Genomic DNA, 23,914 nt, shown 5'->3' on the forward strand with positions numbered 1-23,914 from the left:
ATTTATGAAAGAGAAGATGGAAATTATCTCTTTGAATACTACTAAAGTAGAATTTGAAGAAGAATTGAATTTAGATGCAAGATTGCAAAGATTGGAGTCTAATGAGTTGAAACTTATAAGGGCTGGTGAAACTTGTGTAAGAATGGATTGTCCGACCTACGTTTGTCCGTCCATGTGGGGATGCTCATCGGATTGTAATCGTTGTGATGGAAATTGTGCACCTGCTTGTGAATGGGATGGTTGCACTCCTTATAATGATTTTGTAGGTTGTTTTTATAGCCCTGATGCATGCTTTGATATGGGCATGGATAGTTGTTTTAGTATGGATCCGACATGATGTGTACAAGTTAGAGAAAACGTTTATATGTTGTTGAATACGTTGGCTATATGAAATTATATATATTTCTTTTTCTTTTTCTTTTTTCCCTTTGCTGTACTTCTTCTTTAAATTCTCAGGTTAGGGGATGTGTTGTTGACGGGAGAGATAAATCCCCGCTATCTGGGGTCAATATCTATTTGCAACGTGATTCAACTGGAATTGCCATAACGGATGATTCGGGCAAATTTAAACTTGGTGATTGGAATCAGGGGATTCTGAATGATACTCTTGTCTTCTCTTACGTTGGCTATATGCCTATGAAATATACTTTGAAAGAATTAGAGGCTTCTGGATACATAGTTAAGCTGTATAGCTATTCCCAGTCGCTGCAGGAAGTGGTAGTGAAGGGAGAATCTAGGCGTACTTTCGGTGAGTATGAATTTTTGAATAACTTGCCGCAAGGGCTTTATTCTTCTGCCGTACTTGCGTGTGATGGAAAAATTTATGTTGTTTCGGGAGAGGAATCTTATGCTATATGCGGTAAGGGTATAGGAGTTACACGTTATGATAACTTGGTGAAGAAAATGTTTATATATGACATTGCTCGGGATGCTTGGAAAAAGTGCAGGCATTCTTTTAAGGCCCGTATTGGTCATGCTGTGCATTGTTATAAAAACAAATTGTTCATATTGGGAGGCAAGTATTTTTCTACTAATCGTAGATTGGAATTTACGTCTCCTCAGCTTGAAGTATATGATATAGAGAAAGATACGGTGTATGTGGACAAGCGTATTCCACATCAGGCTGTTAACCCCATTACGTTTATTTATAATGATTGCTTGTATGTGATGGGTGGTACGGTTAAAAAGAATAAATATTCCGATAAGGTGCATATGCTCGATTTGAAAACCGGTGTTTGGTACGACGCAGGAATAAAAATTCCCAAAGAATGGATGGATAATCTGAAGGGCGTTTTGGCGGGACATACAGTTTATTTGATAGGTGGAAATAGCACGGATTCGAAGTGGACTATAAGAAGTTTTAATTTATTGAGTGGCGAATGGAAAACATTATGTAACTTGAAAGAGGTGGTGTACGCACCGGAAGTGGCTCTTAACGGAGTTTTGATTTATATTTATGATGCGAATGTTTTACAGATTTATAATATTGAGACCAATGAAGTGAATACATGCTATTTTACGTATGGTATAAAGAAACCGGGATTTTGTTATGCCGATGGTAAATTGTATATCATAGGTGCTTATCGGGAGGGGCTTCCTTCGATAGAGGTTGTTTCTATTGATGTAGACAGATTGAATCCGAAATAGAATGAGAACTTTTCCATACTATAAGCAGTTGGATAAAATGGATTGTGGTCCTGCGTGCTTACGTATGATTGCAAAATATTATGGGAAAAATTATTCTCTACAGACTCTTCGTGAATATTCTTTTCTATCGCGGGAAGGTGTTTCATTGATGGGACTTAGTGATGCGGCTGAGTCTATAGGACTTCGTACTGTCGGTCTACGCATTACATTGGAACAGTTGAAGAAAGATGTGCCTTTACCTTGCATTTTATATTGGAATCAGAATCATTTTGTGGTTTGTTATGGCATAAAAAAGCAGAGAGGCAGATGCCTTTTTCAAATAGCAGATCCAGCCAGTAGTTTGCTTGTTTACTCGGAAGCGGAAATTAAACGATATTGGTTATCTGCAGAATCTGACTCAAGAGAACTCGGAATAGTATTGGCTTTAGAGCCGGGAGCACGTTTCTTTGAAAAAGATGATGAGCCTGAAGTTGGGCAAGGACATAAGTTGATGTTCTTTATAAAATACCTGACTTCCTATAAAAAGCAGTTGTTACAATTAGTATTAGGGATGTTGATAGTTGCTTTATTACAGCTTATCTTCCCTTTTTTGACTCAGACTTTGGTGGATGTAGGTATTCGGGACGGTAATTTGAATTTCATAACCTTGATACTAATTTCACAAGTGGTTCTTTCTACTTCTTTACTTTCAGTCGAATTTATTCGAAGCTGGATATTGCTTCATGTAAATGCACGTATTTCTATATCGTTAATATCTGATTTTTTGATAAAACTGATGAAACTTCCATTACACTTTTTCGATGTGAAATTTGTGGGAGATATCATGCAGCGAATCAGGGATCATGGACGGATAAGATCTTTCCTAATGGGTTCATCCATATCCACGGCTTTCTCTTTTGTGACTTTTTTTATATTTGCAGGTGTATTGGCTTACTATAATTTGACTATATTGGTAATCTTCCTTATTGGGAACTCATTGTATGTAGCTTGGATCCTTTTTTTTATGAAATATCGTCGCGAATTGGATTTTAAACGGTTTGAACAAGCTGCGGATGAGGAGAGTAACCTTGTACAGATGGTGACCGCTATGCAGGAGATTAAGTTGAACAACTGCGAGACACAGAAGCGCTGGCAGTGGGAGCGTATTCAGGTGAAACTGTTTAAAATCAGCGTAAAAGGGTTGGCTTTGGGGCAAGTACAACAAGTAGGTTCTGTATTTTTCAATCAGACCACGAATATTATAATCTCCTTTATAGCGGCAAAAGCAGTGGTAGACGGTCAGATGACACTGGGTATGATGATGTCTCTGACTTATATCATCGGCCAGCTCAGTGCGCCGGTTTCTTCTTTTATAGGATTTGCGCAACAGTTTCAGGATGCCAAGATAAGTCTGGAACGGCTGAATGAGGTACATGGGAAGCCGGACGAGGAGCAGGATATCGCTTCTAAATTGTCTGTTTTGCCTGAGAAGCGGGAGCTAAGAATGGAAAATGTGTGCTTCAGTTACGATGGAGCGGATAGAGACTATGTGCTGGATAATGTCTCTTTGGTGATTCCCGAACATAAAGTGACAGCTATTGTAGGTGCGAGCGGGAGTGGAAAGACCACTCTGGTGAAACTGATGCTAGGTTTCTATTCGCCCAATAAAGGAAGCATGAAGGTAGGGGATGCTTCGTTGGAGAACATAAATCCTCATTTGTGGCGTGCCAAGACGGGAGCCGTGATGCAGGACGGCTTTATTTTTTCGGAAACCATTGCGCAGAATATTGCTGTGGGAGAGGAGCAGATCGATGTGGAGCGGCTGCGCCATGCCGTGGCGGTGGCCAATATCCGTGATTTCATAGACTCGCTTCCATTGGGGTATAACACCAAAATCGGTATGGAGGGAAACGGCATCAGTCAGGGGCAGAAACAACGTTTGCTGATAGCGCGTGCCGTATATAAAAATCCGGAATTTCTTTTCTTCGACGAAGCTACCAATGCCTTGGATGCGAATAATGAAAAGGAGATTATGGAACATCTGCATGAATTCTATAAAGGGAAAACCGTAGTGGTAGTGGCGCATAGGCTCAGTACGGTGAAGGATGCCGACAAGATTGTGGTGCTGGATAGGGGATGCATTGCGGAAGAAGGTACCCATCGGGAACTGACGGAGCGGAAAGGAATGTATTATCGGCTGGTTAAGAATCAGCTGGAATTGGGTAGCTAATGAATGGAGGAAGAGAAGATATATAAGGATATAGAACTTCGCAGTGAAGAAGTACAGGAGGTGATGAACCACATTTCTCCTTGGGTGGTGAGGTGTGGGATTACTGTCTTGGCAGTGATTCTGTTGATGGTACTGGTTGGTTGTTGGATATTCAGGTATCCGGACACCTTGGCGGCAGAGGTGACTCTGGCTACGGAAGAGCCCCCCGCCTTTGTGCTGTCACATGCTACGGGGAAGCTGGATACACTTTATGTGAAGAATGGGAGTCTGGTGAGTGCGGATGCGGATTTAGGAGTGATTGGCAATGCTGCGTCTTCTGAAGATGTGCGTTTTCTTAAGGAGAGGATGAAAGCCTGGGAAGCGCAAGATTATGACTGGCGGGAAGGGGTGGAGTTTTTTGCCGGTAGGCGCTGGCAGTTGGGGGAACTGCAATCGGTTTTTGCAGCTTTCATTACTTCACTTACAGAATATGCACGTTTTATGGAGTTGGACTATTACGCTCGGAAACTTCGTTTTCAGGAAAAACAACTGGGTGGACAACGCTCCTATCTTCGGTTGGCAGAGCGGGAGTATGAGTTGATTGATAAGGATATAAAGCTTGTCGAAAGTATGTATACCCGTGATTCTATTCTATATGTGCGTAAGGCTATGATTGCTGCGGAATTTGAGGAGTCTGGAAGCAGATATTTGCAAAGTTTGCGTTCTAAAGAAGAGGTACGTATGAGTTTGCTTCAGGCAGAAATGCAGTTGGTGCAACATGAGGAGAATATGTTGGATATACGTAAGCAAGCATACGATGAGGAACAGAGTCGCCGGACTGATTTAAAGAATGCCATAGAGCAGTTAGCCGCGCAATTGAGTGAATGGGAGCACTCTTATTTATTGAAAAGTCCGGTCAGGGGGAAGGTTACTTTTATGACGGTTTGGAGTCGTAACCAGAATGTGAAAGCCGGTGAAACGGTTTTCACGATTCAGCCATCCGACAGTTCAAGGGTGTTAGGTAAGGCTCTACTTCCTTTGCAGGGTTCGGGTAAGGTACATGTGGGACAGCGGGTGCATATACGTCTGAATAATTATCCTGACCAGGAGTTTGGCTATGTAAAAGGGCAGGTTGCAAGTATCTCTCCTGCTCCAACGGAAGAGGGAATGTATATAGTAGAAATAACTTTGCTTGACGGCATGCAGACCAACTACGGCAAGCAGCTGCCTGTTTCGCGTGAGTTGAAAGGTACGGCAGACATTATCCTTGCTGACAAGAATGTATTGGAAAGGTTGTTGGCTCCGTTGAGGAAAATGGTGAAATATGAAAAATGAAGTACTTATTCCGTCATCTTCCCCCTTGTATCCAAATACCCTCTTTTAAACATATCCACGAACAGAAAGAATAGTGACAAGAGCAGTGGCCCGAAGATGACACCCATGAATCCGAAAAGGGACAAGCCGATTACAACTCCGAAGACAGTGATAAGCGGATGAATGTCTGCCATTTTCTTCTGGATGATGAAGCGTATCAGGTTGTCGAGCTGTGAAATGACTGCACCGCCATAGATGGCCAGCCCGATAGCTTGAACCCAGTTGCTTATCAATGCCATGTAGACAGCTATCGGAAACCATACCAGCGCTGTTCCTACCATTGGGATGATGCTGGCGAAGCAGGTCAGGAAACCGGCGAACAAGATGTTGGGAGCACCGAAAATCCAGTAGCCTATCATGGCTACTCCTCCTTGTATGACGGCGAGTAAGGGGATGCCGATGGCATTGGAGCGGACAATCATGTTGATTTCGTGGATGACGTTTTGTGTATTGTCATCATTGAACGGCAGTAGGTCGTTGACGTACTGTTCCATCTTTTTGCCCCCTATCAGCATGAAGTAGAGTACAAAGACCAGTACGAAGATGTTGACGGCAAAACTGCTGATACCTCCCATGATGGCTTGCCCGATGCGGGGAAGAATTGAAATGACGTATGCCACCGTGTCTTTCCCCAAGATATAGTAGCCGGTTTTGGCTTTAATGATGTTGGCCGCTTCTTCGAAAGGAGCTATAATGGCTTGCGGGTCCAGATTGATGTTTTGAAGATTGACCACAGCCAGCCATACCACCAGCCCAAGCGGAACCAGAAAGCAGAGAATTGCCTCTGCCGTAATGAGGGTGGCAGCTATGCTGCGCTTCATTTTCCGCTTGTCGGAAAGATACATCATCTGCTTTCTCACCAGGATATAGATAGTCAAGGCTCCCAGCAGACCGCCCATGAATGGGGCTATTTGTCTGAAAAGAATGATTCCCAGCCCGATAATGATGGCTATCAATGAATATTTCCAGTATTGTTCTTTTGTGCTCATAAAGTTCCTGTATTTCTTAGTAAAGAAACATAAAAGAAGTTGAAAAGGTTTGGAAATTGTGGCCGGAATTCAATATTTATCCTTCGTCCAGCCAGCCTAACCCCTGGCGTATGATTTCCGGCTCCCCATTGGTGCAATCCACTACGGTAGAGCCTTCCGTACCGCCGATACCGCCGTCTATTACCAAATCGACAATATCACCGAATTTCTCGTCAATCAGTTCCGGGTCTGTGCAGTATTCAATGTCCTCATTGTCCTCATGCGGCAATGTAGTTGTCATGATGGGAGCATCCAGCAGGCGGGCTATTTCCTGAATGATGGAATTGTCCGGCATACGGATGCCGACCTCCTTACGGTTACGGAATATCTTGGGCAGGCGGGTGGTGCCGTTCAGAATGAAGGTGAAAGCTCCGGGCAGATTACGCTTCATCAACTTGAAGGTGCTGTTGTCCACTTTGGCGTATTCGCTGACCTTGCTCAAGTCGTAGCAGATGATGGAAAGATTGTTCTTCTTGGGGTCGATGTCCTTGAGGCGGCAGATGCGCTCGATGGCGCGCTCCTTCAGTCCGTGGCAGCCGATGGCATACATGGTGTCGGTAGGGTAGATAAGGATACCTCCGTCATTCAGTAGGTCGATCACCTGCTGCAGGTCGGCGGGATTGTTATTTTTTTCATAAAGTTTCAGAAGCATGGCGGAAATGGATTTGAGTTTTATATTACATGCAAAAATAGATAATAATCGGCTTATAAACAAGCGATTCACCTTTTAAGCATCTCTTTCTCCAGTTTCTTTATCTTCTTCCAGGCCTCTTTGAATTTGGGACAGAGGGTGACGGCTTTCTCATAGTTTTTCATGGCCGCCTCCTTCATGTCATGCTTCAGGCATTCGTCACCCATAAGGATGTATTCGCGGGCATACTTCACGAGGGCTTTCTCTTTCTCCAATGCTGCTTGTTTCAGTGCACGGTTTTCCTCTTTCAGACGGTTGATGATGTTCAGCTTCCGGCGGATGAGGCGCTGCACGTTGGGCTTCTCGATGTCGTAGCGGGAATGGATGGCTTTGAAAAACTCATCCAGGAAAGTGCCGAAATCCCCTTTGTCGAAGGCTTTGGCGGCGGCAACGTATTGAACGTCTGCCTGTGCTTGCTTCAAGGCACGGTCGATGGCGGTGCGGTTGTTGAAGCGTTCGGAGAAGCTGACAATCTCCGGACGCACGAATACATCGGCACGGCTGATGGGCTTTTTCAGCTGGATGCCTTCCAGCGAGGTGCAGCGGCTGAGGGCTACGTATGCCTGCCCACCGGCAAACACGCCGCCGGTAAAGTCGATGACTACCCGGCTGAAGGTCAGCCCTTGGCTCTTGTGTACGGTGATGGCCCATGCCAGGCGCACGGGATATTGTGTAAAGATTCCCAGTTCTTCCTCTTCAATCTGTTTCTTTTCTTCGTTGTATTTGTAGCGGATGTTTCGCCACGACTCTCGTTTGACGTCACATTCCTTGCCGTCGTCGGTGATGACGTAGAGGGTCTCTTCAATAGGGTCGAAGCCGCTGATGACGCCGATGGTGCCGTTCACCCAGCGGCGGTCGAAGTCATTCTTGATGAAGATGATTTGTGCGCCCGGTTTCAGTACCAGTTCCTGCGAGGTGGGGAGGCTGCTTTCGGGAAAGTCTCCCATGATTTCGCCGTAGAAGGTGACCGGGTCACCGGGAAGTTCCGCCAGTTTCTTGTCGTTGATGTAGTCCACATTGTCACGGCGGGTGGCGAGGGTGATGTACATGTCGGCTTCCGATTGCTCTATTTGGGTGCCATAGCGGGTGTTGAGCAGCTGAAGTTCGGTAGAGCCGACGGTATTGTTGCGGATGTGGTCCAGCACATGGATGAACTTGCTGTCTGTTTGACGGTATACTTTCTGCAGTTCGATGGAGACAAGGTCTATCTGGCCGAATACCCTGGCAGAGAAGAAATAAGGGGTAGGGTAGAATCGGTTCAGTATCTCCCGTTCATCTCCTTTGACGACGGGTTCCAACTGGAACACATCGCCCACCAATAGTATCTGTTTGCCGCCGAAGGGTTCGCGCAGGTTGCGGGAATAGACGCGCAGGATGCGGTCTACGGCGTCGATGATGTCGGCGCGTACCATGGAAATCTCGTCGATGATGACCAGTTCCAGTTCTTCTAGTAGTTTGCGGTGGGGTTTGGTGTATTTGAAAAATTCGTGGATGCGTCCCCGTTGAAGGCTGAAGTTCGGGTCATCGGGCAGCAGGGGGTAGAAAGGCAGTTTGAAGAAGCTGTGCAGGGTACTGCCTCCGGCATTGATGGCGGCTATGCCGGTAGGGGCAAGCACTACATGCTTTTTCTTCGTATTCGCGCAGATATATTTCAGGAAGGTCGATTTGCCCGTACCTGCTTTGCCCGTCAGGAATACGGACTGACGGGTATACTGAATGAGGTTCAAGGCATCTTGAAACTCTTTGTTTTGTGTATCGGGAACGAAGCTCAAAAGATTTCAGATTTATGATGGATTCCCGACTATGCCGAAATATTTCAGGGCGTTGGCGATGCCGTCTTCATCAACAGAAGTGGTTGTGTAGTTACTGGCAGCTTTTACGTCGTTATTGGCATTGCCCATGGCTACACCGATACCGGCATGGCGCAACATGCTGATGTCATTTCCTCCGTCGCCGAAGGCCATGGTCTCTTCCAGCTTGATGCCGAAGTGGCGGATAATCTGGTCGATACCGTTTTGCTTGGTGTTTCCTTTGGCTGTCACGTCTACGAAGGCAGGATGCCAGCGGCCCATCTCGCAGTGAGGGACGGAGGGCAGGATGATTGCTTCTTCCTCGGCGTTGATAAAGGGAGTCAGCTGGAAGAAGGCTTTGTCGGCATGGCTGTCGGTATAGGGCTTTGCTTCGATGGGGTCCACTTTCAGTTGGCGATGGAAGATTTCCTCCACTACTTCGCCGGGCTGGTTCACGCAGATGTCGTGCTCTCCCACCAGGATGCATGGGATGTTGCGTTCGTGGCAGAAAGCTGTCAAGGCATCCACTTCCGCTGTCGGTATGGGGCTTTTGTAGATAACGGTGTCTTCTACAAAGCAATAGGCGCCGTTCATCGTGATGTAGCCGTCTATCAGATTCCGTTCTTGCAAGGCGGACAAGTTGTTGATGATGACGCGTGGACGTCCGGTAGAAATGAAGATATGTATGCCTTTGGCTTTGGCGGCAGTCAACGCTTCAATAGTGGAAACGGGAATTTCGTGGGTCTTGAAGCTGACCAAGGTTCCGTCGATGTCAAAAAACAGAGCTTTTATCATAAGGGGTTCTTTTATCTTGTGCGCGAAATTACTTAAAAAAGCGAAGATATTTCGTACTTTTGCGCACAAATAAATGATAAATAACAAATGAAGAAACATTCTTTGAAAGATTGGATGATAGCGGTGCGTCCGTGGTCATTCCCCGCCTCTTCGATGCCGGTGGTGGTGACGTTGGCATATCTGTATTGGATGCGGCAGGACATAAACTGGGTGAACGGTATCTGGGCATTGTTGAACATCATTGTGTTTCACGCTGCCGGGAATACCTGGAGTGATTATTTTGACTATAAGCATAAGGTCGATGCAAGGGATACCTTTGGCGCCAAGACTCTGACTGATGGGATGTTTACCCCGCGCGAGATATACCGCTTGTCGATGGCATTGCTGGCAGTAGCTCTTGTTGCGGGTATCGGCTTGTTGTGGCGTACCGGCTTGCCGCTGTTGTATATAGGTATAGGCGGTGCAGCTTGCTCGTTGCTTTATCCACCGCTCAAGTATCGTGCGTTGGGCGATGTCGTCATCTTTTTGGCGTATGCCTTGCTGCCGACGTTGGGCACCTGCTATGTGGCTACGGGAGTAGTTGACTGGAATGTCTTGTGGATAGCTCTGCCGGTGGGACTGATTACGGTGGCCATTCTGCATGCCAATAATACACGGGATATGCGTACCGATGCCCGTGCAGAGATTCAGACACTGGCCATGAAGCTGGGAGGAAAGGCGTCGATGTACGTTTATTGTGCCGAAGTCCTTTTTCCTTTTGGCTGGATAGCCGGCTTGATAGCTGCGGGAACTCTTCCTTTATGGACCCTGCTGGTGATGCCGGCACTGGTTCCTGCCATAGGCAATGTACGGGTGGTGTCCCGTTTTCCCGGAAAGGGAGAAAGTGCCATAGCCGGTCTGGATGAGATGACTGCAAAACTCCAGTTGTTGTTCAGTCTGCTGTTCACGTTGTCGTTCGTTGTAGCCGGTCTGCTGTCATGAAGAAGCTGATTTTTACCATTCTGCTGGCTGCCGTGCTGTGGACGGTCATGTTTTCGCCTTGGACGGCTCCTTTCGTGAATTTCTGGTGGATGATGACCGGTTCTGCGCTCACACTGTCCGTGTTTGCCACCTTGTTCAATCCCGGCTGGTGGCGGGAGGTGAAGTGGAGCTTGCCGAATGTCTTGCTGGGACTTGGCATTGCTGTTGCTTTGTGGGGCGTTTTCTGGTTGGGAGACAAGGTGTCATCTTGGATGTTCGATTTTGCCCGTCCGCAGGTGGACTCCATTTATGGGATGAAAGAGGGAGAGTCTCCTTGGCTGCTGGCAGCATTGCTGCTGTTGCTGATAGGGCCGGCGGAAGAGATTTTCTGGCGCGGCTATGTGCAACGCACGCTTTCCAAACGCTGGAATCCGAATGCGGGTTTTGTGGTGGCTACTTTGATTTATGCACTGGTGCATGCCGGTTCCTGCAACTTCATGCTGGTCATGGCGGCTCTGGTGGTGGGGGCGGCATGGGGGGCGCTTTACCGTTTCTTTCCGAACCGCTTTGCCGCTATTATCTTGTCTCATGCAGTGTGGGATGTGGCGGTATTTATATTTTTCCCGATATGATTATTATTTACAAAAATAAGGTGGCGGTAATGGATTGTATACTGAGCCCTATTCAGTCGTATACTGAACCTATCTCAGTATACGACTGAATAGGGCTCAGTATACGACAGAAATAGGATGTATTTATACATGTTGATAATCAGATAGTTGTAAATTCTCTCTCGGGCGGTATAAAAACAAGACAAATTGATGCGTTGAATTAGTGAAACTACAATAAAAAAACAAGCAAATGACTTACAATTTTGATGAAGTAATAGAGCGCCGTGGTACCGACTCCGTGAAATGGGACGGTGTGAAGAGTGTATGGGGACGCGATGACCTCCTCCCCATGTGGGTGGCGGATATGGATTTCCGCACGCCCCCGTTTGTGATGGAAGCCTTGCGGAAGCGTCTTGAACATGAAGTGCTGGGCTATACGTCTGCGTGTGAGGAATGGTATACTTCCATTTGTAGCTGGCTCAGTCGTCGCCACGGTTGGGACGTCACTCGCGAGATGCTGACTTTTGTACCCGGCATTGTCCGCGGTCAAGCCTTCGCATTGCAATGCTTCACCAATCCCGGCGACCGGGTAATGGTGATGACTCCCGTTTATCATCCCTTCTTCCTGGTGACGCAACGCATGAAGCGCGAAGTGGTTTACTCTCCGCTCGACCTGAAAGACGGACAGTATCAGATTGACTTTGAGCGTTTCCGTAAGGATATACAAGGATGCAAAGTATTGATTCTCTGCAATCCCCATAACCCGGGCGGGCGTGTATGGACGATGGACGAATTACGCCGGATTGCTGATATTTGTATGGAAAACCATACGTTTGTCATCTCCGATGAAATTCATGCCGACTTGACTCTGCCGCCTTACAAACACCATCCTTTTGCTACTGTTTCGGGGGCTGCTGCGCAGAATTCCCTCACCTTCATGGCACCCAGCAAAACATTCAATATGCCGGGATTGGGAAGTTCGTACGCCATTATCCTCAATGAGGACATCCGCCACCGTTTTCAGGAGTTCATGGAAGCGGGCGAGTTCAGCGAAGGGCATATGCTGGCCTATATCGGTGCGGCTGCTGCCTATATGCATGGTGAGGAATGGTTGGAACAGCTGCTGGACTATATAAAGGGCAATATCGATTTCACGGAGAACTACCTGCGCGAGCATATTCCGGGCATCGGCATGATACATCCGCAGGCTTCTTACCTGATTTATCTGGACTGCCGGGGATTGGGACTGACTCAGGAGAAACTGGTGGGACTATTTGTAGACAAGGCACATCTGGCACTGAATGACGGCACCATGTTCGGTGAACCGGGCAAGGGATTTATGCGGCTGAATGTCGGCTGTCCGCGTTCGGTGCTGGAGCAGGCGCTGAAGCAACTGGAAACTGCGGTTGCAGACAAATGATAGAAAAAACTATATCTCCTATATTATGAATAGATTACCTTTCCTTGGACTATTGTTTGCGTTGCTGTGCCTTGTTGCCTGCCGGCAGATGAATGAGGCACATCTGTTACATCTGGCAGAAAAGCAGGTGAATATGAATGTGGACAGCGTGTATGCCTTGCTGGTACAGATAGAGAGGCCATCGCAACTTTCGGATGAGGAGAGGCTGTTGTATGGATGGCTGAATGCTTATGTGCACTATAAGCGGCACAACTCGATGGCGGAAGATTCCTTGATATTGCCTGCTTCCGATTATTACGTCTTCCGCAACGACACGGCGAAGAATCTGTTTTCCTATCAGTTGAAAGCCTGGTACTGGTATTGGCTGAAAGAGCACGAACGGTGTATAGCTGCCATTGACAGCGGCGTAGCTTTGGCCAAGGCGCTGCAGGACACGGGAAGAATGGCTGATATGCTGATTGATAAGGCATACTGGTATGTGTATGTCTGGAAAGATTATGAGAAAGCGATAGAAACTTTCCGTACCGCCATAGCTTTGGACGCAAGAGCCGGAAGCTTCTTCTCTATGGGAATTGCCATGGGGCTGAACAAGAATGATTCTGCATCCTATTACATGGAGCGCAGCATAGAACTGGCAGTGGAGGCAGGAGATACCAGTAAGATAGTGCATTATTTGCGTAACTATGCCCAGATGCAGGCTTACTCTTTTGATGAACCTTCCGGTGCAATAGCTACTATTCGTCGTATGGAGCAGTATGTCGTCGACCCGGTGCAGCTGCGTATGGGAGTAATAGGCTGATTGAAGCGGAAGAACGGGCGGAAACACTGACCCGGTTGCTGGAAGATGTGACCAGGAACCAGTCGAAAGGGGAAGACGGGCAGTTTTTTCGGAAAATACTGTTGCAGCAATTAGGCATGATACGGCTGGTGGCTAAACAACCTACCTCACAGAATCAGGAGCTGCTTCGCCGCATTTCGGGTATTACCAGCCATGAACTGCCGGTAGAGAGTTTGCTGGTATGGGAGGACTTGTATCCTATCATAGACCGGATTTATGATAACTTCTACACAAAGATGGACAGCTGTTTTGGCGATGTGCTCATTGACAAAGAAAAGCAGCTTTGCTGCCTGCTCTGTGCGGACTTCTCGACGAAGGAGATTAGTGTGGTGACACAACAAAGTATTCCCACCATTTACCAGCGAAAGACGAATATCCGCAAGAAGCTGGGGATGGGGGAGAAGGAAGGCATCGTAGAGTTTATAGGCAGCATATAGACCGGAAAAGGCATAATATAGACTTTTGTAAAATTAAAGTGTTGATATGTAGTGATTTGTAGTTTTGGGATATAGACTTTTTATTCCCCGATATAGACCGTTTGAGGCATGTTTTACCTCTATCTTTGTTTCAGCGAAATACAAAGAGTAAAACATTGAAATCAAACGCATAATGAAAGAAAATCTACTGAACAACGTTAGAAAAAAAGTGATGGTATGGATGGCCTTGGCAAGTATGGCCACTTTCCTTTCCGCCCAGACTTACCGGCTTTCCGGTTGTGTGCAGGACGAGAACCGCCAACCGGTAGAGGTGGCGAATGTGCTGCTGAAGCAGGCAAAAGACAGTGCCTATATTACCGGTATGCTGACCGACACGCAAGGTTGTTTTTCCTTTGACCAGCCACTGGGAGAATACTTGTTGCACATTACCCTTATCGGCAGCGAAGACCTCTACGTTCCCGTTGTGCTGCGAGGAAACAAAAACGTTGGCGAATTGACATTGAAATCTTCTTCCGCCTTGCTGGACGAAGTGACCGTTACGGCCGCGCGTCCTGTTATCAAGCGTCTGGTAGATAGGGTAGTGTTCGATGCACATAATACCATAGCCTCTGCCGGTGGCAGTGCACTCGACCTTCTGCGTGAAGTGCCCGGTCTGCAGGTTGGACAAAACAGCATTGGTATTATAGGTAAAGGGGGCATCAGGGTTTATATCAACGACCGTGAGACGAAGCTGTCGGGAGATGAACTGATAGATTACCTCCGTTCCTATGACGCCTCCCAGATACTGAAGGTGGAGGTGATTACCACGCCTCCGTCCAAGTACGATGCCGCCGGAAATGCAGGCATCATCAATATTCGCTTGAAGTCACGTCCCAAAGATTACGTGGGTGGTACGGCTTCCGCTTCCTACAGCGCTGGTGAAAAGGACAATTACGGATATGGCGGGGTAAGCCTGAACCTCAGCAATGGGCGCGTGTCATCCTTTCTCAACGGGGGTACTACGCAGGGCAACTATGAGACGCGTGAGAAGAATTACCGCTATTTTCCGCAGAACACCTGGAACAGCCGTGCCGACTACACCAATTACATGAATAGCTTCTACTTTCAGGGAGGTGTGGATGTATCGTTGGAACGGGACTGGAGTGCAGGTATGCAGGCCATCTATAATCACAGTGCTCCCAAACCGGGCAACGCCCTTTCATGGACGGAAGTTTACGATGCCTCTACCGCCGTACTGGATTCTCTGCTGTACTCCAACAGTGACAAGGATACCGGTTCCGACCGCCTCAATCTGAATTTTCATACCGATAAGGTCTGGGATGACAAAGGCAAGAAAATGACTTGGGATGTGGATTACCTGCGTGACAACCGGGACGAAAATATGGGCTTTCTCTCGAAAACCCTCCTGCCTGACGGTACGGAGATTCCGGGTACAAACTTCGACTACAACTATCTGCAACATCGCAAGGTGGATGTAGTCTCCTCCGCTCTTGATTTCATCCTTCCTTTTGAAAAGTACAAGATAACGGCAGGTGCCAAGGTCTCCTTTACCAACACTCGCAACGGTATCAATTACGATACGTCGGACCCTACGCTGGTGCAGGATGATTATTTCCGTTACAAGGAGCAAATCTATGCCTTATATGCTGATTATAGCCGTGAATATTCCGAACGTTTTTCCATGCAGTTGGGCTTGCGTATGGAGCACACCCGCACTACCGGTATTTCCGAAGCGAAGGATACGGAGGACAAGCACGACTATACGCGCTTGTTCCCTACTGTCTATCTGCTTTATTCGCCTACAGACGGGCATGCGCTGAACTTCAGTTTCTCCAACCGCATCTCCCGTCCGTCGCAGAATATGGTCAATCCTTTTCCGTTCTATCAGAACAAATATACGTATGCCTGCGGACGTGAGGACTTGAAACCCAGCTACACTTACAATGCAGAACTGGGATATACGTTGAAGAACAACTTCAATGTTTCCGCTTATTATTCTTATTCGGACGATGTATTCTTCCAGGTTGTGGACTTGGATGCCGAAACGAATGTGACTTCTTTCCTTTGGGAGAATTTCATGAAGACGCATGCTTTCGGGCTTAACAATTCGTACACTTTCCGTACCAAATGGCTGCAAGCTTACGCCCAGCATGGAGTGAGCTATCGCCGGACTACCTCCAGCGCTGTCACCACCTCTCCCGAGGAGAAAGGATGGGCTTATGACGCCAGTCTGCGCAACACTTTCTTCTTCAATGAAAAGAAGACTCTTCTGGCCACGTTGTCCGGTTCCTATTCTTCCCGTCAGTATCAGGGCATCTATCTGATGAGTCCCACTTACAGCGTCAGTGCAGGTATGCTTTACCGGTTGTTGGACAATAAGCTCAACCTCAGCCTGAATGTCAACAATCTGTTTGTCAGCCATTCCAAATTGGAAACCATGTCCAACGGGCTGAAGATAATTGCAGATAACCAGTTCTCCTTTACCAGTTTCCGTATCGGTGTATCCTATACTTTCGGTGGAGATATGCGTAGCAAGGGGCAGCGGAACAGTAACGAGGATATTCAGAGAAGATTATAATAAGAAGTTTATTGCGTGTTGGCAATTGGGAGAAAATATTTATCTTTGTGATACAAGCGATTGTAACAACGATTAATATAAAACCATGATGAAACAGAAACTTCTTTACCTATTGCCACTCTTCCTATTGTCGGGATGCGGGCAGGCTACTTACAAGAATGCATCTCTGCCGGCAGAAGAGCGTGCCGGACTTTTGCTGAAGGAACTGACGCTCGAAGAGAAGGTGTCCTTGATGATGGACAGCTCCAAACCGGTGGAACGTCTGGGCATCAAGCCCTATAACTGGTGGAATGAAGCGTTGCATGGAGTGGCGCGTGCCGGGCTGGCCACAGTGTTTCCCCAACCGATTGGTATGGCGGCATCTTTCTCGCCGGAGACTGTATACGAGGTATTTACTGCCGTATCCGATGAAGCCCGTGCCAAGAATGCCTACTATGCATCTCAGGGAAGTCGTGAACGCTATCAAGGATTGACGATGTGGACGCCTACGGTGAACATCTACCGCGACCCCCGTTGGGGAAGGGGTATAGAGACTTATGGGGAAGACCCTTATCTGACCAGCCGTATGGGAGTGATGGTTGTAAAGGGGTTGCAGGGTACGAACGATGGAAAATATGACAAGCTGCATGCTTGTGCCAAGCACTTTGCCGTACACTCAGGTCCGGAATGGAACCGCCATGAGTTTAATGCGGAAAATATCAAGCCCCGTGATTTGTATGAAACTTATCTTCCTCCTTTCGAAGCTTTGGTGAAAGAAGGAAAAGTGAAGGAGGTGATGTGTGCCTACAACCGTTTTGAGGGCGATCCTTGCTGCGGTAGCGACCGCCTGCTGATGCAGATTTTGCGCGATGAGTGGGGATTTGATGGTATTGTCCTTTCGGACTGTGGAGCTATTGCCGATTTTTACAGAGACTATGGTCATAAGACGCATCCTGATGCAGAGTCCGCTTCGGCGGCTGCGGTGCTGAGTGGGACTGACTTGGAATGCGGTTCGAGTTACGAGGCCCTGGTAGAAGCGGTGAAGCAGGGAAAGATTGATGAAAAAGCAGTGGATGTAGCAGTCAAGCGTCTTTTGACGGCTCGCTTTGCCTTGGGTGAAATGGACGAGCCGGAGAAGGTGTCCTGGACTGGCATTCCTTTTTCTGTGGTGGCTTCTGCCGGACACGATTCTCTGGCGCTCGACATGGCGCGCAAGTCAATGACACTGCTTATGAACAAGGATAATACCTTGCCGTTGAAGCGTGGAGGGCTGACTATAGCCGTGATGGGTCCGAATGCCAATGATTCTGTGATGCAGTGGGGAAATTATAACGGTATGCCTCCGCACACAGTTACCATTCTGGACGGAATTAGAAAAGCTTTGGGGAGTGATGATCGGCTTATTTATGAACAAGGCTGCGGATGGGTGGAGAGAGCTCAGATACAGAGCGTCTTCAACCGTTGCAAGACTGCCGACGGGAAACCCGGATTTACTGCACGCTACTGGAATAACGTGACTCGTGACGGTGAGCCAGTCACTACTGCCCAAGTGACCACTCCTTTCCATTTCTGTACATCCGGTGCCACGGTTTTTGCTCCGGGTGTGAACCTTACCGACTTCTCGGCTACCTACAACAGCGTATTCACTCCCGACCAGTCGGGAGAGGTGGTCTTTGACATCTATGCTTATGGCTCAGGGAGATTGCGGATAAATGGGGAGGAAGTGAGAGGATTCTCCAATCAGCACGGTGGGCAGAAGAGTGCTTATACTTTGCAGGTACAAGCAGGAAAAACGTATGACGTTGAATTGGATTTTGAATATTTCCGTAGCGATGCACAGCTGAACTTTGACCTTGGATTTAAGAATGAAGTGGATGTGAGGAAATCTGTGGAGCGTGTAAAGGATGCTGATGTCGTGGTCTTTGTGGGAGGAGTCTCTCCGAACCTCGAAGGCGAGGAGATGGGTGTTGAGCTTCCCGGATTCAGAGGAGGCGACCGTACTGATATTGAGTTGCCTGCTGTCCAGCGGGAACTGATTGCCGCTTTGCACCATGCCGGTAAAAAGGTGGTGTTGGTGAACTGTTCAGGTTCTCCTATCGGCTTGGAGCCGGAAACCGGGAGGTGTGGAGCTATCCTGCAGGCATGGTATCCCGGTCAGGCAGGCGGTACGGCTGTAGCTGAAGTCTTGTTCGGTGATTACAATCCGGCAGGACGCTTGCCGGTAACCTTCTACCGTAATGTGTCACAGCTTCCTGATTTTGAGGATTATAATATGACCGGCCGGACTTACCGTTACATGACCCAGGAACCGCTTTTCCCCTTCGGTCATGGATTGAGCTATACCTCTTTCTGCTATGGCGCTGTGGTGCTTGGTTCGGATAATATAAAGTCCGGTGAGAAATTGAGATTGAATGTCCCCGTAACCAATACCGGCAAATGTGACGGTGAAGAGGTTGTGCAGGTCTATTTGAAGAAAAACGATGATGTCGAAGGACCGAGCAAGGCATTGCGTGCTTTCAAACGGGTACATATCCCGGCAGGAAAGACGGTCGATGTAGAGTTTGATTTGGGCGATAAAGAGTTGGTGTGGTGGAATCCGCAAAGCAATACCATGTGCGTTTCCGAAGGCAGTTATGAACTTATGGTGGGCGGTAGCTCGCAGACTGCTGGTTTGCTGCGCCGGTCTTTTGTCATTCAGCCTTGATACATTGCTGACAAAGTCGAAAAAGAAAATTCCGCTTGAAGGTAAGTCATGACCCTCAAGCGGAATTTTTGTGTACTGGGGATACATGTTCTTAATAATCCTTAATACAATATGTTAACTTCCTTGCTTCTCTGTTCTTATCTAATTTTAATTGATATATTTGTGATATCATTATGATATCAATTAAATCTATAGAATATGGAAACAAAAGAGTGTGGTTTCAGTGGTTTCAAGATGAATGGCTTTTTGGCCTTGTTCCTTCATTTGGTAGTGCTTACGGCAGTGATAATCTTTGGGTTTATCATTTCTGTGCCTACCTTGATCCTTTCGGTGTGTCTGTGTCTGATATGGTTTATTATGTTTGCCGGCTATATGGAGCTGGAGCCGAACGAGGCGCGTGCTATGGTGTTCTTTGGTAAATATAAAGGGACGTTCAAGGAGACCGGCTTTTTCTGGGTAAACCCTTTTCTTAATAAGAAGAAGCTTTCGCTTCGTGCACGCAATCTGGATGTGGAGCCGATAAAGGTGAATGATAAGATTGGCAATCCCATACTTATAGGATTGGTATTGGTGTGGAAGTTGAAAGATACTTATAAAGCCATGTTTGAGATTGACTCGCAGACGATGGCTGCATCCACTCCCACAGCAGGCAATGCCAACCAGGTGAGCCTTGGTAATGCGGTGGCCAACCGTATGAATGCGTTCGAGAACTTTGTGAAGATACAGAGTGATGCCGCCCTTCGTCAAGTTGCCGGTCAGTATGCCTATGATGATAATGAGGCTGATACGGAGGAACTGACGCTTCGCTCCGGTGGCGAGGAAATCAATGAGCAGTTGGAACAGAAGTTGAACGAGCGTCTGGCCATGGCGGGTATGGAAGTGGTGGAAGCCCGCATCAACTATCTGGCGTATGCACCCGAAATTGCTGCTGTGATGCTGCGTCGCCAGCAAGCATCCGCCATCATTACGGCACGCGAGAAGATTGTGGAAGGGGCAGTCTCTATGGTAAAAATGGCGCTCCATAAACTTTCTGAAGAAGAAATTGTTGAACTGGACGAAGACAAGAAAGCAGCAATGGTCAGCAATCTGTTGGTAGTGCTTTGTGCGGACGAGGCTGCACAACCGGTAGTCAATACGGGAACGTTGAACCATTGATAAAGGATACGGATGAAAGAGATGGGGGTTATAGGACGATGGGCTCTTATACTGCTCTTGCTGGGCAATGTATATGGGGGCTTTGCACAAGATGCGAATACTGCGCGCGCGCAGCACATTTATGAATTGTTTGTGGCAGGGCAAGATGACAGTATCCATGCGGCATTGAACCGGGAGTTGCAGAAGAAACTAGCTCCGGCACTCTTCAATGATTCTTTCCGGCAAGCAGAGAAAATGTTTGGTAAATCCATATCAAAAGGAGAATGGAAGACCGATTCTGCCCAGGGAATTACTATCTATTATTCCGATGTGGAATTTGAACGTTATAATCTCCGTTTTCTGGTGGCTTTTGATGCTGACGGGGCACTGAATACAATCCGGCTGGTCCCTGCACCTGCTGTTAGCACTGCCCAACCGGTAGCCTATGATAAGACAAAAATGGATGAAAGGGATATTACGCTGGGAGCCGACGGCTACAAGCTTCCCGGAACGTTGACTTTGCCCAAGCGGGCAGTCGGTCCGGATGCATGCAGGGTTCCTTGTGTTATTTTGGTACATGGTTCCGGTCCTCACGACCGTGACGAGACGATAGGTCCCAACAAGCCTTTCCGTGACCTTGCCTGGGGATTGGCGAAACGCGGCATTGCTGTCGTCCGCTATGAAAAACGGACAAAGGCATATGGTGCGGCTTGCGTTCCTGCCGGTCGCGAACTCGATTATGATACTGAGGCCGTGGACGATGCCGTTGCCATAGTGGAGCAGGTAAGGGCTTTGCCCGAGCTGGCTCCTGACAGTGTGTATGTGTTGGGGCACAGCCTGGGAGGTACATTGGCTCCCCGTATTGCCGGGCGTTCGAAAGGTTTGGCAGGTATCATTATCCTTGCCGGACTGGCAAGATCGCTTGAAGATGCTCTTGAGGAACAGTTTTATTATACCTCTTCTTTGACGGATTCTTCAGTCAATGTAAAGGTTCAACTTGATGAGCTGAAACAACAGTTGGCTAATGTCAAAAAGCTTGGTACGGAAGAGTTTGATGAAACGATTTCCTTGCCATTGGGGCAGCCCCGCTCATATTGGCTGTTTGCCAATGCTTACAAACCGGTGGAAGTTGCCGCTAAACTAAAGCTGCCTATATTTGTTCTTCAAGGGGAGAGAGATTATCAGGTGACTATGGAAGACTTCGGTTTATGGCGTTCCGGTTTGTTGCGCTGCAAGAATGCATATTTCAAATCTTATCCGAAATTGAATCACTTGTTGCAGGAAGGCAGCGGCAAGGCGACTCCGTTTGAGTATAGCCATGCTTCGCCCGTCCCAGCATATGTTATGGATGACATTGCCTCCTTCGTGCGGGGCAAGCAGAATACTCTTTGATTGGTACTTGGTTATATCAAAGTAACTTCAATCGTAAATCGTAAATTGTTAAATAGTAAATAAATAGTGGCTAAAAAAGAAACTTCAACCAAAAGCTTTGTCCTCCGTGTGGATGCTGCAACGATGGATGCCATTGAAAAATGGGCAGCCGACGAGTTCCGTAGTACCAATGGACAGCTTCAGTGGATTATCGCTGAAGCATTGCGGAAGAGTGGGCGGATGAAGAAGTCCAAGAATCCTCCTCCGTCTGAAGAGAAAGCAGAGGAGGATTCGTAATAACAGATTCTAAATCGCAGATAGTATGATTAATCTTGGTCCTTATTCCGGCAAGAATTGCCCTAATGTCCGTTTTCACCCCACTGTGATTGACCGTATTCTGGAAGGTACGGCCCTGCTTATCGTGCTCGTTACGTGGATTAGCATTTACTGGCTGTATACCCAAAGAGAAGGTGCCCTGCTGCCCGCCGTCTGGGTGATGGGTGGCTGTTCCATTTTCTGTTTCCTTTTGATGGGGGGATTGGCGTATCTTCCCGTCCGTTTCATCAATTTCCCTATTCGGGTCACCGAGCGCAATGCGGCTGTTCAATATTTGTTTGCCATACGCCTTACCCGGGTGATGAACATCATTCTGTTGTTAGTGCTTTTGGGCAGTGTTTGGGGCTTGTATTATGCATTCGGCAAACTCCTGCTCCTTGTCTCGTTTGTTTTGTTGGGGGTGGCATTTATAGGGTACTATATACTGGCGTTTAAATATAAGTAGCCTTACAGTCTGTTTAATAGTCCTTTTTACCACTTACCCTCCTTTCTCATCTTTATTTGTTGTTATAAATCTGCCATTACCTACTAATGGTTACTCCTTCTCTTCTTTTCGTAATTTTTAGGTATTGTTCTCCTTTTTAACTACCTCTACCTTTGCCCTAATAAAATTTAAGATAAAAGATGAGAAAATTAACAGGCTTATTCGTTTTATGTTTTCTGCTTTCTGCCAATGCTTTGCAGGCTGCTGAACCTGAAAAAGTTACTTCTGCAGCAGAGAGTACGGAAATTTCAACAGACAAAGAGAAAAAGGAAAAAGTAGCGAATGATGGCGACAACTACAAGAAATTCCGTTTCGGTGGATACGGAGAAATGGTTGCAAGTTTTAAGGATTATGGTATTAACCGTTTCTATGGTGCGCCTGAAGGCAATCCAGACAAACATAGGAATACAATTTCTATACCCCGTTTCGTGTTGGCTCTGGATTACAAGTTCAATTCCAAATGGATACTCGGTGCTGAAATCGAGTTTGAATCCGGTGGTACGGGTACTGCTTATGAACTTGAGAATACGGAAAACGGTGAGTATGAAACGGAGGTGGAAAAGGGTGGCGAAGTGGCTATCGAGCAATTCCACATTACCCGTTTAATTGTTCCACAATTCAACATACGTGCCGGTCACATCATTGTCCCGGTAGGATTGACCAACGCCCATCATGAACCAATCAATTTCTTTGGAACTTATCGGCCGGAAGGAGAGACAACCATCCTTCCTTCTACGTGGCATGAAAACGGACTCGAGTTTTTTGGTTCTTTTGGAAAAGGATATGCCAGCTTTGATTATCAAGCCATGATAGTGGCCGGTCTGAATGCCAATGGTTTTGACCGTAACACCTGGATAGCAAGTGGCAAACAAGGCATCTTTGAAGAAGACAACTTTACTTCACCGGGCTATGTGGCTCGTCTGGACTACAAGGGGGTTCCGGGGTTGCGTATAGGCGCTTCGTTTTATTACTGCGCTGATGCCGGTTCCAATTCTGACAAAGCGGATACTTATTCGTCTACCGGTAAGATTCCGGTAAGAATCTATACGGCAGATGCCCAATACCGTAATAAATATGTGGTTGCCCGTGCCAATATGGTATACGGAAATTTGGGTAATTCAGCGAAGCTTAGTGAGGCAAATACCAAATTGTCGAATAAATCTCCTTACAGCCGTATAACCCCCATTGCAAAGAATGTAGTCAGTTATGCAGCCGAGGCCGGTTTGAATATCAGCGCTTTCTTCAAAGGAAACAGGAAAGTTCCGGTTATCTACCCCTTTGCACGTTATGAATATTATAATCCGCAAGAAAAGGGAGAGGCCAGCCAGATAATGGAGAAACGTTGTCAAGTAAGCATGTGGACTGCTGGATTGAATTGGTATGCCTTGCCTAATCTGGTGGTAAAGGCTGATTACACCACCCGCCAAATCGGAACAAACAAGGTTTTTGGAACTGGTAAGTATAATAGTGAAAATGAGTTTTCGATCGGTATTGCCTATATCGGTTGGTTTGTCAAGAAGTAGATGAATAGTAATCAATTAATTTTATA

Annotated in this window: 20 protein-coding genes; 16 read left to right on the forward strand and 4 right to left on the reverse strand. The window is 47.1% G+C overall.

Annotation, left to right across the window (positions count from 1 at the left end; all coding sequences use genetic code 11):
* Positions 1 to 4: 4 nt before the first annotated feature.
* The 4 genes from H1A11_RS01015 to H1A11_RS01030 are packed head-to-tail and all read left to right on the forward strand — an operon-like array spanning position 5 to position 5,170.
* On the forward strand, positions 5 to 337 hold the full coding sequence (locus tag H1A11_RS01015) for a hypothetical protein (RefSeq protein WP_131225827.1): 333 nt from the start codon (positions 5 to 7) through the stop codon (positions 335 to 337).
* Positions 338 to 387: 50 nt separating this feature from the next.
* Complete coding sequence (locus H1A11_RS01020; RefSeq protein ID WP_181757611.1) at positions 388 to 1,647, forward strand: carboxypeptidase-like regulatory domain-containing protein; 1,260 nt, start codon at positions 388 to 390, stop codon at positions 1,645 to 1,647.
* A 1-nt stretch (position 1,648) separates the two neighbouring features.
* On the forward strand, positions 1,649 to 3,856 hold the full coding sequence (locus tag H1A11_RS01025; protein WP_138345040.1) for a peptidase domain-containing ABC transporter: 2,208 nt from the start codon (positions 1,649 to 1,651) through the stop codon (positions 3,854 to 3,856).
* A 3-nt stretch (positions 3,857 to 3,859) separates the two neighbouring features.
* Positions 3,860 to 5,170: an HlyD family secretion protein gene (locus H1A11_RS01030; RefSeq protein ID WP_138345041.1), complete on the forward strand. Its 1,311-nt coding sequence runs from the start codon at positions 3,860 to 3,862 to the stop codon at positions 5,168 to 5,170.
* A 5-nt stretch (positions 5,171 to 5,175) separates the two neighbouring features.
* On the opposite strand, the gene H1A11_RS01035 is transcribed toward H1A11_RS01030, so the two are convergent.
* The 4 genes from H1A11_RS01035 to H1A11_RS01050 form a co-directional block, all read right to left on the reverse strand.
* Positions 5,176 to 6,198 carry an AI-2E family transporter gene (locus H1A11_RS01035; protein ID WP_181757612.1) on the reverse strand — a complete coding sequence of 341 codons (1,023 nt, stop codon included), beginning with the start codon at positions 6,196 to 6,198 and terminating at the stop codon, positions 5,176 to 5,178.
* Positions 6,199 to 6,274: 76 nt separating this feature from the next.
* Entirely contained in the window at positions 6,275 to 6,889 is a 615-nt protein-coding gene (locus H1A11_RS01040; protein WP_016272568.1) for an L-threonylcarbamoyladenylate synthase, read from the reverse strand.
* A gap of 68 nt (positions 6,890 to 6,957) precedes the next feature.
* Positions 6,958 to 8,700 (reverse strand): ATP-dependent RecD-like DNA helicase, encoded by a 1,743-nt coding sequence (locus H1A11_RS01045; RefSeq protein WP_181757613.1) that lies wholly within the window; start codon positions 8,698 to 8,700, stop codon positions 6,958 to 6,960.
* 12 nt (positions 8,701 to 8,712) lie between these two features.
* Positions 8,713 to 9,513: a Cof-type HAD-IIB family hydrolase gene (locus tag H1A11_RS01050; protein WP_034525323.1), complete on the reverse strand. Its 801-nt coding sequence runs from the start codon at positions 9,511 to 9,513 to the stop codon at positions 8,713 to 8,715.
* Positions 9,514 to 9,600: 87 nt separating this feature from the next.
* On the opposite strand from H1A11_RS01050, the gene H1A11_RS01055 reads away from it, so the two are divergent.
* The 12 genes from H1A11_RS01055 to H1A11_RS01105 all read left to right on the forward strand — a co-directional run bounded on the left by H1A11_RS01055 (position 9,601) and on the right by H1A11_RS01105 (position 23,888).
* Positions 9,601 to 10,494, forward strand: coding sequence for a prenyltransferase (locus H1A11_RS01055; protein WP_022401746.1), 894 nt, complete (start codon positions 9,601 to 9,603; stop codon positions 10,492 to 10,494).
* On the forward strand, positions 10,491 to 11,105 hold the full coding sequence (locus H1A11_RS01060) for a CPBP family intramembrane glutamic endopeptidase (RefSeq protein WP_009037118.1): 615 nt from the start codon (positions 10,491 to 10,493) through the stop codon (positions 11,103 to 11,105). The genes H1A11_RS01055 and H1A11_RS01060 overlap by 4 nt, the downstream gene beginning before the upstream one ends.
* Positions 11,106 to 11,334: 229 nt before the next feature.
* A complete protein-coding gene (locus H1A11_RS01065) occupies positions 11,335 to 12,504 on the forward strand; it encodes a MalY/PatB family protein (RefSeq protein ID WP_138345047.1) in 1,170 nt (389 codons plus the stop codon).
* A 25-nt stretch (positions 12,505 to 12,529) separates the two neighbouring features.
* Positions 12,530 to 13,303, forward strand: coding sequence for a hypothetical protein (locus tag H1A11_RS18975; RefSeq protein ID WP_255461498.1), 774 nt, complete (start codon positions 12,530 to 12,532; stop codon positions 13,301 to 13,303).
* 35 nt (positions 13,304 to 13,338) lie between these two features.
* The gene (locus H1A11_RS18980) at positions 13,339 to 13,779 is read left to right on the forward strand and encodes a hypothetical protein (RefSeq protein ID WP_255461499.1); all 441 of its coding nucleotides are present in this window, start codon (positions 13,339 to 13,341) and stop codon (positions 13,777 to 13,779) included.
* 172 nt (positions 13,780 to 13,951) lie between these two features.
* Entirely contained in the window at positions 13,952 to 16,357 is a 2,406-nt protein-coding gene (locus H1A11_RS01075) for a TonB-dependent receptor domain-containing protein (RefSeq protein ID WP_181757614.1), read from the forward strand.
* Positions 16,358 to 16,445: 88 nt separating this feature from the next.
* Positions 16,446 to 19,040 (forward strand): xylan 1,4-beta-xylosidase, encoded by a 2,595-nt coding sequence (xyl3A, locus tag H1A11_RS01080; RefSeq protein WP_138345158.1) that lies wholly within the window; start codon positions 16,446 to 16,448, stop codon positions 19,038 to 19,040.
* Between the two features lie 198 nt (positions 19,041 to 19,238).
* Positions 19,239 to 20,195, forward strand: coding sequence for an SPFH domain-containing protein (locus H1A11_RS01085; RefSeq protein ID WP_138345053.1), 957 nt, complete (start codon positions 19,239 to 19,241; stop codon positions 20,193 to 20,195).
* A 12-nt stretch (positions 20,196 to 20,207) separates the two neighbouring features.
* Entirely contained in the window at positions 20,208 to 21,566 is a 1,359-nt protein-coding gene (locus H1A11_RS01090) for an alpha/beta fold hydrolase (protein WP_181757615.1), read from the forward strand.
* Between the two features lie 66 nt (positions 21,567 to 21,632).
* Positions 21,633 to 21,842, forward strand: a complete 210-nt coding sequence (locus H1A11_RS01095; protein ID WP_005835322.1) for a hypothetical protein — start codon at positions 21,633 to 21,635, stop codon at positions 21,840 to 21,842.
* A gap of 25 nt (positions 21,843 to 21,867) precedes the next feature.
* A complete protein-coding gene (locus tag H1A11_RS01100) occupies positions 21,868 to 22,326 on the forward strand; it encodes a hypothetical protein (protein ID WP_087332951.1) in 459 nt (152 codons plus the stop codon).
* Positions 22,327 to 22,505: 179 nt separating this feature from the next.
* Positions 22,506 to 23,888, forward strand: coding sequence for a hypothetical protein (locus H1A11_RS01105; RefSeq protein WP_005823799.1), 1,383 nt, complete (start codon positions 22,506 to 22,508; stop codon positions 23,886 to 23,888).
* The last annotated feature ends 26 nt before the right edge of the window (positions 23,889 to 23,914 follow it).

Source organism: Bacteroides sp. CACC 737 (assembly GCF_013874375.1).
GTDB classification, from domain to species: Bacteria; Bacteroidota; Bacteroidia; order Bacteroidales; family Bacteroidaceae; genus Bacteroides; species Bacteroides uniformis.

What these genes read in the sequence shown, in the direction of transcription:
- H1A11_RS01015 (WP_131225827.1), top strand. Translation starts at nt 5, where the DNA reads ATGAAAGAGAAGATGGAAATTATCTCTTTGAATACTACTAAAGTAGAA.
- H1A11_RS01020 (WP_181757611.1), top strand. Translation starts at nt 388, where the DNA reads ATGAAATTATATATATTTCTTTTTCTTTTTCTTTTTTCCCTTTGCTGT.
- H1A11_RS01025 (WP_138345040.1), top strand. Translation starts at nt 1,649, where the DNA reads ATGAGAACTTTTCCATACTATAAGCAGTTGGATAAAATGGATTGTGGT.
- H1A11_RS01030 (WP_138345041.1), top strand. Translation starts at nt 3,860, where the DNA reads ATGGAGGAAGAGAAGATATATAAGGATATAGAACTTCGCAGTGAAGAA.
- H1A11_RS01035 (WP_181757612.1), bottom strand. Translation starts at nt 6,198, where the DNA reads ATGAGCACAAAAGAACAATACTGGAAATATTCATTGATAGCCATCATT.
- H1A11_RS01040 (WP_016272568.1), bottom strand. Translation starts at nt 6,889, where the DNA reads ATGCTTCTGAAACTTTATGAAAAAAATAACAATCCCGCCGACCTGCAG.
- H1A11_RS01050 (WP_034525323.1), bottom strand. Translation starts at nt 9,513, where the DNA reads ATGATAAAAGCTCTGTTTTTTGACATCGACGGAACCTTGGTCAGCTTC.
- H1A11_RS01055 (WP_022401746.1), top strand. Translation starts at nt 9,601, where the DNA reads ATGAAGAAACATTCTTTGAAAGATTGGATGATAGCGGTGCGTCCGTGG.
- H1A11_RS01060 (WP_009037118.1), top strand. Translation starts at nt 10,491, where the DNA reads ATGAAGAAGCTGATTTTTACCATTCTGCTGGCTGCCGTGCTGTGGACG.
- H1A11_RS01065 (WP_138345047.1), top strand. Translation starts at nt 11,335, where the DNA reads ATGACTTACAATTTTGATGAAGTAATAGAGCGCCGTGGTACCGACTCC.
- H1A11_RS18975 (WP_255461498.1), top strand. Translation starts at nt 12,530, where the DNA reads ATGAATAGATTACCTTTCCTTGGACTATTGTTTGCGTTGCTGTGCCTT.
- H1A11_RS01075 (WP_181757614.1), top strand. Translation starts at nt 13,952, where the DNA reads ATGAAAGAAAATCTACTGAACAACGTTAGAAAAAAAGTGATGGTATGG.
- xyl3A (WP_138345158.1), top strand. Translation starts at nt 16,446, where the DNA reads ATGAAACAGAAACTTCTTTACCTATTGCCACTCTTCCTATTGTCGGGA.
- H1A11_RS01085 (WP_138345053.1), top strand. Translation starts at nt 19,239, where the DNA reads ATGGAAACAAAAGAGTGTGGTTTCAGTGGTTTCAAGATGAATGGCTTT.
- H1A11_RS01090 (WP_181757615.1), top strand. Translation starts at nt 20,208, where the DNA reads ATGAAAGAGATGGGGGTTATAGGACGATGGGCTCTTATACTGCTCTTG.
- H1A11_RS01100 (WP_087332951.1), top strand. Translation starts at nt 21,868, where the DNA reads ATGATTAATCTTGGTCCTTATTCCGGCAAGAATTGCCCTAATGTCCGT.
- H1A11_RS01105 (WP_005823799.1), top strand. Translation starts at nt 22,506, where the DNA reads ATGAGAAAATTAACAGGCTTATTCGTTTTATGTTTTCTGCTTTCTGCC.